At 67.1% G+C, this 13,418-nt stretch carries 15 protein-coding genes; 3 read left to right on the plus strand and 12 right to left on the minus strand.

Annotated features, from left to right (window positions below):
• The first annotated feature begins 6 nt into the window (after nt 1-6).
• Nucleotides 7-1,086, plus strand: coding sequence for a GNAT family N-acetyltransferase (locus tag BGO47_RS12595; protein WP_292712413.1), 1,080 nt, complete (start codon nt 7-9; stop codon nt 1,084-1,086).
• On the opposite strand, the gene mutM is transcribed toward BGO47_RS12595, so the two are convergent.
• The 6 genes from mutM to BGO47_RS12625 form a co-directional block, all read right to left on the minus strand.
• The gene (mutM, locus tag BGO47_RS12600) at nt 1,076-1,999 is read right to left on the minus strand and encodes a bifunctional DNA-formamidopyrimidine glycosylase/DNA-(apurinic or apyrimidinic site) lyase (RefSeq protein ID WP_292712415.1); all 924 of its coding nucleotides are present in this window, start codon (nt 1,997-1,999) and stop codon (nt 1,076-1,078) included. The genes BGO47_RS12595 and mutM overlap by 11 nt on opposite strands.
• Before the next feature lie 44 nt (nt 2,000-2,043).
• Nucleotides 2,044-2,730, minus strand: a complete 687-nt coding sequence (gene rnc, locus BGO47_RS12605; protein ID WP_292712417.1) for a ribonuclease III — start codon at nt 2,728-2,730, stop codon at nt 2,044-2,046.
• Between the two features lie 13 nt (nt 2,731-2,743).
• A complete protein-coding gene (gene rpmF / locus BGO47_RS12610; RefSeq protein WP_195691641.1) occupies nt 2,744-2,953 on the minus strand; it encodes a 50S ribosomal protein L32 in 210 nt (69 codons plus the stop codon).
• 33 nt (nt 2,954-2,986) lie between these two features.
• Nucleotides 2,987-3,478 (minus strand): DUF177 domain-containing protein, encoded by a 492-nt coding sequence (locus BGO47_RS12615; protein ID WP_292712454.1) that lies wholly within the window; start codon nt 3,476-3,478, stop codon nt 2,987-2,989.
• A gap of 112 nt (nt 3,479-3,590) precedes the next feature.
• Nucleotides 3,591-4,088: a pantetheine-phosphate adenylyltransferase gene (coaD, locus tag BGO47_RS12620; RefSeq protein WP_292712420.1), complete on the minus strand. Its 498-nt coding sequence runs from the start codon at nt 4,086-4,088 to the stop codon at nt 3,591-3,593.
• 25 nt (nt 4,089-4,113) lie between these two features.
• Nucleotides 4,114-6,300: an ATP-dependent DNA helicase RecG gene (locus tag BGO47_RS12625; protein WP_292712422.1), complete on the minus strand. Its 2,187-nt coding sequence runs from the start codon at nt 6,298-6,300 to the stop codon at nt 4,114-4,116.
• A gap of 85 nt (nt 6,301-6,385) precedes the next feature.
• Between BGO47_RS12625 and rsmD the strand changes: the two genes are divergently transcribed.
• Nucleotides 6,386-6,991, plus strand: a complete 606-nt coding sequence (rsmD, locus tag BGO47_RS12630; protein ID WP_292712424.1) for a 16S rRNA (guanine(966)-N(2))-methyltransferase RsmD — start codon at nt 6,386-6,388, stop codon at nt 6,989-6,991.
• On the opposite strand, the gene thiL is transcribed toward rsmD, so the two are convergent.
• Nucleotides 6,961-7,944, minus strand: a complete 984-nt coding sequence (gene thiL / locus BGO47_RS12635) for a thiamine-phosphate kinase (protein ID WP_292712426.1) — start codon at nt 7,942-7,944, stop codon at nt 6,961-6,963. The genes rsmD and thiL overlap by 31 nt on opposite strands.
• Before the next feature lie 33 nt (nt 7,945-7,977).
• On the opposite strand from thiL, the gene BGO47_RS12640 reads away from it, so the two are divergent.
• Nucleotides 7,978-8,478, plus strand: a complete 501-nt coding sequence (locus BGO47_RS12640) for a DUF3515 family protein (protein WP_292712428.1) — start codon at nt 7,978-7,980, stop codon at nt 8,476-8,478.
• 28 nt (nt 8,479-8,506) lie between these two features.
• Here BGO47_RS12640 and BGO47_RS12645 read toward each other — a convergent pair whose 3' ends face one another.
• The 5 genes from BGO47_RS12645 to leuD all read right to left on the minus strand — a co-directional run bounded on the left by BGO47_RS12645 (nt 8,507) and on the right by leuD (nt 13,417).
• Nucleotides 8,507-9,592 carry a D-alanine--D-alanine ligase family protein gene (locus BGO47_RS12645; protein ID WP_292712430.1) on the minus strand — a complete coding sequence of 362 codons (1,086 nt, stop codon included), beginning with the start codon at nt 9,590-9,592 and terminating at the stop codon, nt 8,507-8,509.
• On the minus strand, nt 9,492-10,628 hold the full coding sequence (locus BGO47_RS12650; protein ID WP_292712432.1) for an NAD(P)H-dependent glycerol-3-phosphate dehydrogenase: 1,137 nt from the start codon (nt 10,626-10,628) through the stop codon (nt 9,492-9,494). Before BGO47_RS12650 ends, BGO47_RS12645 begins: the two co-directional genes overlap by 101 nt.
• Nucleotides 10,618-11,382: a lysophospholipid acyltransferase family protein gene (locus tag BGO47_RS12655; protein WP_292712434.1), complete on the minus strand. Its 765-nt coding sequence runs from the start codon at nt 11,380-11,382 to the stop codon at nt 10,618-10,620. The genes BGO47_RS12650 and BGO47_RS12655 overlap by 11 nt, the downstream gene beginning before the upstream one ends.
• Nucleotide 11,383: 1 nt before the next feature.
• Nucleotides 11,384-12,751, minus strand: a complete 1,368-nt coding sequence (murA, locus tag BGO47_RS12660; RefSeq protein ID WP_292712436.1) for a UDP-N-acetylglucosamine 1-carboxyvinyltransferase — start codon at nt 12,749-12,751, stop codon at nt 11,384-11,386.
• Nucleotides 12,752-12,820: 69 nt separating this feature from the next.
• Complete coding sequence (gene leuD / locus BGO47_RS12665; RefSeq protein WP_292712438.1) at nt 12,821-13,417, minus strand: 3-isopropylmalate dehydratase small subunit; 597 nt, start codon at nt 13,415-13,417, stop codon at nt 12,821-12,823.
• Nucleotide 13,418: the final 1 nt, after the last annotated feature.

The raw sequence follows: 13,418 nt of genomic DNA on the forward strand, positions 1-13,418 counted from the left end.
TCCGCCGTGACCACCGCAACAGCCGATATCCGGCCCCTCACCATCCCGAGCAGTCTCAACGCCCCCGAGGCCGCGGACTTTCTCGAGATGGTGAGGGTCCGCAACATCGTCTACGACGAGATCAGCGGCAATCGCGACGAGGAACTCGAACCCGCCGTCCTCCTCCCCCATTACCAGCCGTCCCCGTTCGAGCAGCGGCTCATCTGGGGCGTCTGGAGCGGCGACGAGCTCGTGGGACGCGCAGGGCTTGATCTTCCGAACGATGGCGATGCCACCGTCGCCTACGCGCAGATCGAACTCCGCCGCCACGCGTGGAGCCGCGGCATCGGAAGCACGGCGCTCGGCATCCTGGAGGCAGCCGCCGCAGCGAACGGCCGCCGCATCATTCAGTCGTGGATCGAGCATCCAACGGCAGACGGTCAGCAGGTGACACCGCCGACCGGCTTCGGGCGGATTCCCCTCGATCACGCTGCCCGATTTGCGCTCCGCCACGGCTACGCACTGGAGCAGGTCGAACGCAAGAGCATCCTCGACATTTCGGCCACCAGCGTCGAGTTGGTGGGCGAGCTCCATGAGCAGGCATCGGCGGCCGCAGCCGGATACGACATCGTCTCGTGGCACCCACCGACTCCTCCGGAGTTCGTGACCGACTACGCCCGGATGAAGTCGCGGATGAGTGTGGACGCACCGAGCGCGGGAATGGAGATGGCGGAGGAGAGCTGGGACGCTGCCAGGATTGTCGAACACGACACTCACTGGATCGACGGGGGCCGCGACGTGCTCATCGTCGCGGCACGCGATCGCGGGTCCGGCCGACTCGTGGCCTTCACCGAGCTGGCGTCGAGCCCCGGTCACCCCGTGACGCACCAGGAGGACACGCTCGTGCTTCGCGAGCACCGCGGTCACCGACTCGGCATGCTGATCAAGACCGCTGCGCTTCTTCTGTGGCGTGATCTCGCGCCGCACACGCAGCGGATTCTCACCTACAACGCCGAAGAGAACCGGCCGATGCTGGCCGTGAACGAAGAGATCGGGTTCCGCCCGGTCGCCTACATCGGCGCGTGGAAGAAGACGCTTACGCTGTGAGCCGGGGCGGTCGTTGGCAGTGCGGGCAGAAATGGCTTGAGCGGTTCGTGAACGATACCTTCACGATCGGGGCACCGCACCGTGCGCACGGCTGGCCGGTGCGACCGTACGCGTTCAGGGAGTGCGCGAAGTAGCCGGCCTGCCCGTTCACGTTGACGTACTGTGCGTCGAAACTCGTGCCGCCCTCCGCGAGAGCTTTCTCCAGCACGGCCCGCACTTCGGCGATCAGGCGGTAGACGGCGCGAGTACTCAGGTCCGAAGCCCGCGTGTCGGGGTGGATTCGCGCTGCCCACAACGACTCGTCGGCGTAGATGTTTCCGATGCCCGAGACCACGGTTTGGTCAAGCAGCACGCGCTTGATCGCCGACGCCTTGTGCTCCAGGGTGCGGCGAAAGGCCCGAAGGTCGAATCCCGGATCCAGAGGATCCCGCGCGATGTGCGCGACCTGAGCCGGGACGAGTGCGTCGTCAGTGCCGTATCCGCCCGCACGTGCGTCGGCAGTGTCCTGAAGAGGATCGATCGCGAGCGAACCGAACGTGCGTTGATCAGCGAACACCACCGCGAGATCGCCATGCTCCGGATGCCGGATGTCGAGCCGCACGCGCTCGTGCCGCTCTGGAGGCGCCCCGGAAGGCCGCAGCAGCATCTGCCCGCTCATACCGAGGTGCGCGACCAGAGCTTCGGTGGGCACCGCGCCCGGAGCGCCGGGGGCTAGCGGGATCCACAGGAACTTGCCCCGTCTTGCCGGGCCCCCCAGGGTGCGGCCGAGGAGCCGAGCCTCGAAGTCCAACGCTCCCGGCGGATGCCGCGTCAGCGCGCGACCATCGATGACGGTGGCTGACTCGATGACGGCATCCGTAACCGCCGGCGCGAGACCGGCGCGGACGACCTCGACCTCAGGAAGTTCAGGCATCGTTCTCGGGCATCGTGCTCAGGCATCGCGTTCGGGGAGCGAGATCACGTGCGCGCGGTGAGGTCGCGCCAGGCCCGGAGGGCAGCAGCCATCTCGGCGTGCTTCTTGCTGGTCCCGACGCCCTCAGCGCGGTGATCACCGACGACCACGATCGCGGTGAAGCGGCGGTCATGATCGGGCCCCGTCGATGAGACCTCATACGCCGGCGGGGCAACGCTACGACGGGCAGCAAGCTCCTGCAGCGCCGTCTTGGGATCGACGGCGGCTCCGTAGCGGTCTGGATCGGACAGCAGCGGCTCGATCAGGCGAAGAACGAGGTCGGATGCCACATCCGGGCCCGCCGACAGATAGGTGGCCCCGAAGACGGCTTCCATGGTGTCGGCCAAGATCGAGTCCTTCTCCCGGCCTCCGGTCTGCTCCTCGCCTCTCCCGAGCTTGACGTACGCGCCGAGATCAATGCCGCGGGCAACCTCTGCCAGCGCAACAGTCGACACCACGGCTGCGCGCCGCTTGGCGAGCGAACCCTCGTCGAGTTCGGGATGCGCGCGGAACAGCCGCACGGTCACGGCCTGGCCGAGCACGGAGTCGCCGAGGAACTCGAGCCGTTCGTTGTGGGGCACTCCGCCGTTCTCGTAGGCCCAGGACCGGTGGGTCAGTGCCAGCGCGAGAAGCTCGGGGTCGATGTCGACCCCGAGCTTCTGCGCGAGTTCAGCGGACTCGCGAGTCGTCACGTCGCTGCGACGCTCAGACGTCGGCGACCTTGCGGCCCTTGTATTCGAGGAACAGCTCGGTGCCCTGCGAGTCGGTGACGACCTTCGCCTGGTGCGGACGGCTGTAGACGGTCTTGCCGTTCTCGACGGTCTTGACGAGGGTGGGCGCATCGGCCTTCCACTGCGCACGGCGCGAGCGGGTGTTCGAACGCGAGACCTTGCGCTTCGGGGGGTTACCAGCCATTGTTCAGCTCTTCTCTTTCTTCTCGGCAGCCACTCACGCGCGTGCGTCGTGGTCGCCGTGGTCTGTGGTGTCGTCCTGGGTGGTGTAGCGCTGGAGCGCCGCCCACCGGGAATCGATGGGTTCGCTCGCGGGCGAACCGGTGCTCTCGGTCAGTCGCTCACCCGTGACCGGATCAAGGCCGGGGCAATCCGGCTGACACACCGGCTGAAATGGAAGCGACAGGACTACCGCATCCCTGACCAGAGTTTCAAGATCCACGTGGTCGTCTTGAACCTCGAAGTCAGTTTCTTCCTGCCCAGGATACGCGAAAAGCTCCTGGAACGCGACGCGGACGCCTTCGGCGACCTCATTGAGGCACCGTCCGCACACGCCGGTGTACTCGGTGTCGACCTCGCCGGTGGCGAGGATCCCCTCGTGCACGCTCTCCACCCGGACATCAAGAACGATCGGTTCGCCCTCCGCGACCGAGACCAACCCTTCGCCCCACTTCTGCGGCGCCGGGATCTCGAGGGAGAACTCTCGCATCTCGCCGGGACGGTGCGTGATGTCACGGACGGGGACCACGAACGGTCCGGAGTGCTGCCTACTCACGGGGGACCATGCTACCCGCGTGAGAGGGAACGGGCTCGATGACGGCTCAGAGGTCGTGGCCGCCGGTGTGCAGGAATCGAGCGACCGCGGGCGGTACGTACGCCGAGACGTCACCGCCGAGGGCTGCTACCTGTCGCACAAGCGAGCTCGACACCATCGCGTGCGACGGATCGGGCAGCAAGAAGACGGTCTCCACGTCCGCGAGATCGCGGTTCACGACGGCCATGGGCACTTCGTAGACGACATCAGCCTGCGAGCGAATGCCCTTCACGAGAACTCCGGCATTGACATCGCGCGCGTAGTCCACGAGCAGCCCCACACTCCAGGAGGCAACGACAACGCTGCCCTCGATGTCGGCCTCGGCGATGGATTGCTCCAGCAGTGACAGCCGCTGCGCAAGCGGCAGCATCGCCTCTTTGCCCGGGTTGTGAACGACAACAACGTGCAACTGGTCGTAGAGTCGCGCCGCACGGCGGATGACGTCGAGGTGACCCCGCGTCGGCGGATCGAAGGAACCCGGAACCACGGCGATCCGACTGTTCATGCCTCCACCCTATCGGGGGTCAGCATCAGTTCTTGGCGAGAGCCGCACGCTCCTGCTGACCAACCCGCCGTTCGATCTCGTCCGAAAGCGGACGGTGAGACAGCAACGCCGGATCGGCCGCGAGGATGTCTTCAGCAGCCGCCCGGGCGCGGGCGATGAGGTCGGCATCCGTCACGACGCGCAGGAGGCGCAGCGACGACCTCGCGCCGGACTGCGCTGCGCCCAGCACGTCCCCCTCGCCGCGCAGTTCGAGATCGACTTCGGCGAGGGCGAACCCATCGAGGGTCGCCGCCACAGCCTCCACGCGCGCACGCCCTGACGTTCCCTGCTCGCTCTCGGTGACGAGCAGACACAGTCCGGGCACAGAGCCCCGGCCGACCCGGCCGCGCAGCTGGTGCAACTGGGAAACCCCGAAGCGGTCGGCCTCGAGAATCACCATCGTCGACGCGTTGGGAACATCCACGCCCACCTCGACGACGGTCGTTGCGATGAGAACGTCGATGCTCCCCGCGGCGAAGGCCTGCATGACAGCATCCTTCTGTTCCGCGGGCATCTTGCCATGGAGGATCTCGACCGTGAGTTTCTCGAACGCCGGATGCCGCGACAACAGTTCAGCGACCTGGACAACGCCCCAGCGCGTCTTGCGCGACGATTCCTCTGCCGTCGCTTCGGCAGCGTCGCCCGCCGGAACATCGGCTACCTCGTCTGCTGCTGGCTTGCCCGCTGCAGCGGCATCGATTGACGGGCACACCACGAAGGCCTGACGACCCTGGGCTACCTCTTCGGCCACGCGCTCCCACACGCGCGCGAACCACGCGGGGCGGTCGGCTATCGGCGCAACGAATGACTCGATACCGGCACGACCCGCGGGCATCGAGCGGATCGTGGAGACGTCGAGATCACCGAAGACCGTCATCGCAACGGTCCGGGGAATCGGCGTCGCGGTGAGCACGAGCGCGTGCGGCGTCGTCCCTTTCGCTCGCAGCGCCTCACGCTGGTCGACACCGAACCGGTGCTGCTCGTCAACAACGACCAGTCCGAGGTCAGCGAAGGTGGTCGCGTCGCTCAGGAGCGCGTGCGTGCCAACGACAATGCGGGACTGCCCGGATGCGACGCGCAGCGCCGCCCGACGCCGCTCGGCCGCCGTCAACTGACCGGTCAGCAGCGTCGGCATCAGCTCGACCGCCAGGTCGGGGCCAAGCATCCGCGCGATCGAGCGCAGGTGCTGTGAAGCGAGAACCTCGGTCGGAGCGATGAGAGCGGACTGTCCGCCGCTCTGGGCTACTTGCAGCATTGCGCGCAACGCTACGAGCGTCTTACCCGACCCCACCTCGCCCTGAACGAGCCGATTCATGGGCCACTCGCCCACCAGGTCGCGGGAGATCTCATCGCCGACCGACAGCTGATCGGGCGTGCGAGAGAACGGTAGCGCTGCGTCGAATCGTTCGAGCAGCGAGCCTGGCTCTCGCGGCGTCGCCGACATCGCCCGGACGAACTGGCGTTGCTGCAAGAGCGCGGTCTGAAGCACGAGCGCCTCATGCCAGCGCAGGGTCTGCCGAGCGGGCTCGACCTGATCCGGGAAGTCGGGCCGGTGAATGCGATCGAAAGCCATGCGATACGACAGCAGACCGTGAGCCCGCCGCAGATCTTCGGGAAGAGGCTCAGGCAGATCGTCGAGCCCGTCGAGAACCATCCCCACGAACTTCGCGATCTGCCAGCTCGCCAGTGACGCCGTAGCCGGGTAGATCGGGACGGGAAGGTTCGCCGTGGCTTCGGCCGTGGCCCTCGCGCGGTCCTCATCGTCGAACAGCTCATAGTCGGGGTGGGCGAGCTGCAGCGACCTGCGGTACTCCCCAACTTTGCCTGCAAACACCCCACGCCTGCCGGGTGTCAGCTCTTTCATCCGCCACGACTGGTTGAAGAAGGTCAGGGTGAGTTCCCCGTTGCCGTCACTGATCACGACCTCGAGCAGAGATCCCCGGCGGTTCTGCATCCGCCGCTCGGAGGCCCGGCGGACCTCCGCGACGATCGTGACAGGTTCACCGATGGGCAGGGACGCAATGGGGGTGAGTTCCCCCCGTCGCGCGTAGCGACGGGGGTAATGCTCGAGCAGGTCACCCACCGTTCGCATCGCGAACGCACGCTCGAGAGCCTTGGCCGTCTTGCCGCCAAGCGCGCCATCCAGGCGCGACGACAGCGTAAGGGCGACCATGCTCCTGAGTTTAGGCAGAGCATCCGACGCGCGGATGCCGAGGCTGCGCCCGCCGCGGCGCTGTGCCGGTTTGTACAGTGGACGCGTGACACGGATCATCGCCGGCGCCGCCGGCTCCCTGACCCTCGAGGTTCCGGGAAGCGGCACGCGACCGACCAGCGACCGGGTCCGCGAGTCGATCTTCGGTTCGCTCGACGCCGCCGACGCCATCGCCGGCGCCCGGGTGCTCGACCTCTATGCCGGGTCGGGGGCGCTGGGGCTTGAGGCACTCAGTCGGGGCGCGACATCCGTCGACCTCGTCGAGAAATCTCCTCGGGCGGCGAGCGTCATCGAACGCAACGCTCAGCGCGTGCGGCACGCTGCCGGCGGCGCATACCGCGTGCATCGAACCTCAGCGGATGCCTACCTCGCTGCCGCGCGCGAACCGTACGCGCTGGTCTTCATCGACCCGCCGTACGACCTGGGCGAGGAGGACCTCGCCCAGGTGCTCCGGCTGCTCGTCCCTTCGCTCGCTCCGGACGCAATCGTCGTGACCGAGCGTGCCGCGCGTTCCCCCGAGCCTGTGCTTCCTACCGGACTCATGCTCGAACGCCAACGCCGGTACGGTGACACGGCAGTCTGGTGGCTCCGGTGCGTGGCAAGCGTCGCTGACGCGGACGATCAGCCGAGCGACGCGTCCCAGTCGCGATAGGGATCCCACCCGCCGTTACCCTCATAGCCGGCACCGTCGACCAGGACCGGGGCCTCTCCGCGCTCACGGACCACCCCGATGATCCGGAAGCCGTCGGGCACGGCATCCGTCGTTGGGAAGGTCGCCAGGAGGCCGTGGTCCTCGCCGCCGGAGAGGGCGTCGTCGGGGTGCGGGCCGAGCGCATCCCGGTGCAGGTCAAGGGTGACACCGGATGCCGCCGCCATGCGCCCGGCGTCAAGGACGAGGCCGTCCGACAGATCCATCATGGCCGACGCACCCGCAATCGCACCCCTCACCCCGTCGGCGATATGCGGTGAAGGCCGAAGCTGCGCGTCGAGCTCCCGCGCCTCCTCGGCCGTGAGACCCGCCCGGTCTACTGCGATCGGGTTGCCGGCGGCATCCCGGAAGCGGTCGAAGAGGAGGCGCAAGCCGCGAGCTGCATCTCCGAGATTCCCGGAAGCGGCGACGATGTCTCCGACCCGCGCGCCCGATCGACGCACCGCAGGGCGACCCTCGAGGGTGCCGAGCGCGGTCACGGCGACGGTGAGCACGTCGGACACCGTCAGATCACCGCCCTCCACGACGCAACCCGGTGCGAGCTCGTCACACCCGGCGCGAAGCCCGCGGGCGAGGTCGACGACGAAAGACAGGCGAGTGGCATCGGGCATCGCGAGGGCGACCAGAAGCGATGTCGGGCGCGCGCCCATCGCCGCGATATCGGCGAGATTGACCGCCGCGGCCTTCCACCCGAGGTCGAAGCCGCTCGACCAGGCGAGGCGAAAGTCCGGACCGTGCACGAGCGTGTCAACCGTCGCGACGACACGCCCATCGGGTGCCGCTAGCACGGCTGCGTCATCCCCCGGCCCCACCTCCGCCGCAGACGGACCCAGCTCACGCAGGATGGCAGAGAGAATCTCGCCCTCCGAGAGCTCACCGACCCAGGGATCCTGCATCGCTCCACGCTACCGCGGCGGTAGATTGGACCAATGCCACTCGCCCGCCGCGCCTCCGCCGCGGCGGTCCTGTGCACGACGAGCCTCCTCGCGCTCGCCGCCTGCAGCACGACGGTGTCGATGCAGCCGGCGCCCGATGCGAACAACCCGCACTGTGCTGATGTGACAGTCCGGTTCCCTCAGACCCTCGATGGTTTTGAGCGCCGGTGGACGGATGCACAGTCCACCGGCGCCTGGGGCGAGGGCGGCAGGAGCAACATTCTTGTATCTTGCGGCGTCACGGTTCCCGGCCCGACTACCCTCCCGTGCTCGACCCTGAGTGGTGTCGACTGGATCGTCGACGACACCGACGCTCCGTATTACCGGATCACATCGTTCGGCACCGATCCTGCCGTCGAGGTCTACCTTGACAGCGACACGGTCTCAAGTGCCGAGGTCCTCGACACGCTCGGGAACATCATCGTCGACACACTCCCCGTGAACGGTCTCGAGTGCACTGACCAGGTCAGCAGTCCCTCACCCACAGACGGGTGAGCGCGGCACGACTATCGTCGCGGGGCTGTCACCGGCGCGCCAGAGCGGTGTCGAGAAGATCGCTGATCAACTCGGCGTACGTCATCCCCGACGCGATCCAACACTTCGGGAACATCGAGATCGGCGTGAAGCCGGGCATGGTGTTCAACTCGTTGACGTAGATCCCCGCCGGAGTAAGGAAGAAGTCGACGCGCGCGAGTCCCCGCCCGCCGACGGCATCGAAGGCGCGGATCGCCGCTGCCTGCAAGGCAGCGATCTCGTCATCCGTGAGCACGGCAGGACACACGACCTCGGCTCCGTCACCGCCGAGATACTTGCCTTCGAAGTCGTAGAACTCGCGTGTGGTCAACACGATCTCGCCCGGCAGCGACGCGCGCGCTGGCGCGCCCGGCGTCTCGAGCACGGCTACCTCGATCTCGCGTCCGACGATCGCGGTCTCAACGAGCGCCTTGTCATCCTCGGCGAGCGCAAGCTCGACGGCGGCGTCGAATTCGTCCCAGTCGTGGACTTTGGAGACACCGACGCTGGAGCCTGCCCGCGACGGCTTGACGAAGTTCGGCACGCCGAGCGTGCGGGCAGCCTGCCGCGCGGCATCCGGATCCGAAGCCCAGGAGTCGCGCGTGATCGTGACCCACGGCGCGACTGTCACACCGGATGCCTGCAGCACGATCTTCATGAAGTGCTTGTCCATGCACAGCGCCGAATCCAACACGCCGCCTCCCGCATACGGGATGCCGAGGGTGTCGAGAAAGCCCTGGACTGTGCCGTCCTCGCCGTGGACTCCGTGAAGGATCGGCAGGACCACGTCGAGCGAGCCGAGCGTGTCAACAGTGCCGTCTGCGCGGCGCACGCGCAGCACGCGGTCGGCACCGCCTTCGGGCCAGAGCACGCGGGTGCCGTTGTCGCTCACCTCGGGAAGGTGCGCGGCATCGAGGGCGAACTTGTCGGGGTCGTCCTCTTCGAGGACGAAGACGCCGTCGCGGGTGATGCCGACCGGGATGACCCGGAAGCGCTCACGATCGAGTGCCCGCAGCACCCCTCCCGCCGTGACGGAGCTGATCGAGTGCTCGCTGGAGCGACCGCCAAACAGCACCGCCACCGTCGCCTGTGCCATTCTGCGTCCTCTCGCCCTGGGGTTCGTCGTCGTCCGTTGTGAGGTGCGGCGCGATGTCCTTCGGGTTCATCGTGCCGTCCAGAACCATCTTCACCTGCTCGACGATGGGCATGTGGATGCCCGACTCCGCGGCAAGTGCCAGGACGGGGGCAACGGAGGCAAGACCTTCGGCGGTCTGCTCCATCTGCTTCACCACGTCCTGGAAGCTGTAGCCCTGACCGAGAAGTCGGCCGGCTGTGTTGTTCCGGCTGAGCGGGGACTGGCAGGTGGCGATCAGATCACCGAGCCCCGCGAGCCCCTGGAGGGTCGCGGGGTGCGCGCCCTGAGCGACGGCGAAGTCCGTCATCTCGACAAGGCCGCGCGTGATGATCGAAGCCTTCGTGTTCTCGCCGTACCCGACGCCGTCGACGATGCCGATCGCCACCGCGATCAAGTTCTTGAGCACGCCGCCGAACTCCGTTCCCACGACATCCGTGTTCACGAACGTCCGGAAGTACGAGTTGCGGGCGCGCCGGGCCACGGCATCCGCTGTCTCCTGGCTGCTGGATGCGATGACCGCCGCTGTCGGCTGTTCTTTCGCGATCTCCAGGGCCAGGTTGGGGCCGGATGCGACAGCGATGAGGTCAGGGTCGCATCGCAGCTCCTGCTCGATCACCTGACTCATCCGCAGGCCGCTCTTGCGCTCGACACCCTTCATGAGCGATACGACGGGAACGCCGGCGTCGGCGATGAGGGGACGGATCGTCTTGAGATTCTGACGCAGCGCTTGGCTCGGCACTGACAGGTAGATCTGCTCTGCTCCCGCGAGCGCCTCTTCCAGCCGGGATGTCGCTGTCATAGAGCGAGGAAGATTGATGCCCGGGAGGTAGTGGCTGTTGCGCTTGGCCTCCGTGATCTCGGCGGCAAGCTCGGGCCGCCGAGCCCACATCGTGACCTGGGCGCCTCCGTCGGCAAGGATCTTGCCGAACGTGGTCCCCCAGCTTCCAGCACCGACCACGGTCACCCGGGGACGCGCGGCATCCGCTTTACGACTCAAGGCGCCCGGTCTCCTTCTGCCCGTGGGATGCCGGATCCCATCGCTCGGCGGGCGGAGCCTGTTCGCGCAACACGCCCTCAAGGCGAGCAATCTCGGCCATCAAGAGGTCGGTCGCTGCGACAAGGGCGGATGCCTCGCGGGTGCGTCCCACGAAAGCCGAGAGATCCAGCGGGTCTCCCACGAGAACGCGCACGCGCTTGCGCAGCGGCCACAGGCTCAGCTTGCCGTAGCGCGGCAGGATGCGCTGCACCCCCCAGTGGGCGACAGGGATCAGCGGGATGCCGCCCTCGAGGGCCAAGCGCACGGCACCGGTCTTGCCCCGCATGGGCCACAGGTCGGGGTCGCGGGTGAGGCTGCCCTCGGGGTAAACGATCACCCCGCGACCCTCTTCCACGAGATGCTCCGCCTGAGCCATGGTCTGCTTGGCAGAGCCTGCGGACGACGCCCGCGCAACCGGGATCATGCCCGTGGCACGAAGGACCGCACCGAGGACAGGAATTCGGAACAGACTCTCCTTCGCCATGAAGCGCGGCGCCCGTCCCATCCCCCACACCGCTCGCGCGACGATGATCGGGTCGAATTCACTCATGTGGTTCGGCGCGAGGACGAAGGCTCCCTCGCGGGGCAGCTTGTGGCCGTCGTCGATGTCCACCCGCGCCACGATTCCCAGCAACGGCACCACGATCGCTGCCAGCGGCCAGAAGACACTGGGCCGCGTCTTCTCCGAGGAGGCTCGCGGTTTGGGGTCGCCCATATCAGCCGACGATATCGAAATCTGCGCCGAGTGCCGAAAGCTTGGTGAAGAGCTTCTCGTACCCGCGGCTCAGGATCCCGACGCCGCGGACGGTTGACTCGCCGTCGGCAGCAAGGGCTGCGATCAGGTGGCTGTATCCGCCGCGAAGGTCAGGTACGACGACGTCGGCGCCGTGGAGCGGCGTGGGGCCGGTCACGACAGCAGCCTGCTCCAGAGCTCGGCGTGGAACGCGACGGTACGGCGCGTCCAGGCCATCGCGGTGCACGACGATGCTGGCGCCCATCTTGTTCAAGGCGTCAGTGAACCCGAACCGGTTCTCATACACGGTTTCGTGCACGACGGACTCGCCCTCGGCCTGCGTGAGCGCGACGATGAGTGGCTGCTGCCAGTCGGTCATGAACCCGGGGTGCACGTCCGTCTCGACGATGACCGGCTTGAGCGGCCCACCGCGGCGGAACTGGATGCCGTCCTCGCGCACATCGAACCAGCCACCAGCCTTGCGGTAGATGTTCAAGAAGGTCAGCATCTCCTGCTGCTTCGCGCCCTCGACGAAGATGTCACCGTCGGTCGCGAGTGCTGCGGACGCCCAGGACGCTGCTTCGTTGCGGTCGAAGATGCAGCGGTGGTCGTATCCCGTGAGCGCATCGACACCCTCGATGAGGATGACGCGGTTGGGCTCGTAGGAGATGATCGCGCCCATCTTCTGCAGCACGGCGATGAGATCCATGATCTCGGGCTCGATTGCCGCACCCCGAAGCTCGGTCACTCCAGCAGCGCGAACGGCAGTCAACAACACCTGTTCGGTCGCGCCGACACTCGGGTACGGCAGCTCGATGTTCGCGCCGTGCAGCCCCTCCGGCGCCGAGAGACGGATGCCGGTCGGCAACTTCTCGACGACGGCGCCGAACTGGCGGAGTGCATCCAGGTGGAAGTTGATCGGACGGTCGCCGATGCGGCATCCGCCGAGGTCGGGGATGAACGCCTCGCCGAGCAGGTGCAGCAGCGGGCCGCAGAACAGGATCGGAATCCGGGAAGCACCGGCGTGAGCGTCGATCTCTTCCATGTGGGCCGAGACGGCATCCGTCGGATCGAGCACGAGCGAGCCCGGCTCAGCTCCGTCCGTGACCTTCACCCCGTGGACTTCGAGCAGGGAACGGACCACCCGCACATCGCTGATCTGCGGCACATCACGCAGGGTGCTCGGCGAATCGCCGAGCAGGGATGCCACCATCGCCTTGGTCGCGAGATTCTTCGCACCCGTGACAGTCACCCGTCCGCGCAGCGGGCGTCCGCCGCGCACCAGCAGCACCTCGCCGGCCGGTTCGGTACCTGCCGCCTGCGCGGCTTCATCGCTCAGAAGCATCTTCATCCGGGATGGACCTCACTTATATCTCGGCACCGCGAGACCGATCGGGTCTGCTGATGCCTCGGTAGTCGGCTACGGAACGGGGAGGGTTCGCGGCCGCCAGGATGCGCGGCGCGACTCGAACTGGGTGATCGCTTCTTCGTTTCGCAGTGTGAGCCCGATATCGTCGAGCCCCTCCAGGAGCCGCCATCTAGTGTAATCGTCGATGTCGAAAGCGACCTGAAGGTCGCCGACCGTCGCGGTGCGCGCCTCGAGATCCACGGTCATCTGCACACCCGGGTCGGCATCGATCACGTCCCAGATCGCCTCGAGATCGCTCTCGCTGATGACGCCGGTGAGCAAGCCCTGCTTGCCCGAGTTGCCGCGGAAGATATCCGCGAACTTGGGGCTGAGCACCACGCGGAAGCCATAGTCACGCAATGCCCAGACGGCGTGCTCGCGGCTGGATCCGGTGCCGAAGTCGGGGCCGGCGACGAGGATCGAGGCGGTTGCGAAGGTCGGCTGGTTCAGGATGAACTCGGGGTCCTGACGCCAGTTGGCGAACAGCGCATCCTCGAAGCCGGTCTTCGTGACGCGCTTGAGGTAGACGGCGGGGATGATCTGGTCTGTGTCGACGGCCGAGCGCTTCAGCGGGGCCACGACACCGGTGTGGGTGACGAACTTGTCCATG

Origin of the sequence: Microbacterium sp. 67-17, from assembly GCF_001898325.1 — a bacterium.
GTDB classification, from domain to species: domain Bacteria; phylum Actinomycetota; class Actinomycetes; order Actinomycetales; family Microbacteriaceae; genus Microbacterium; species Microbacterium schleiferi.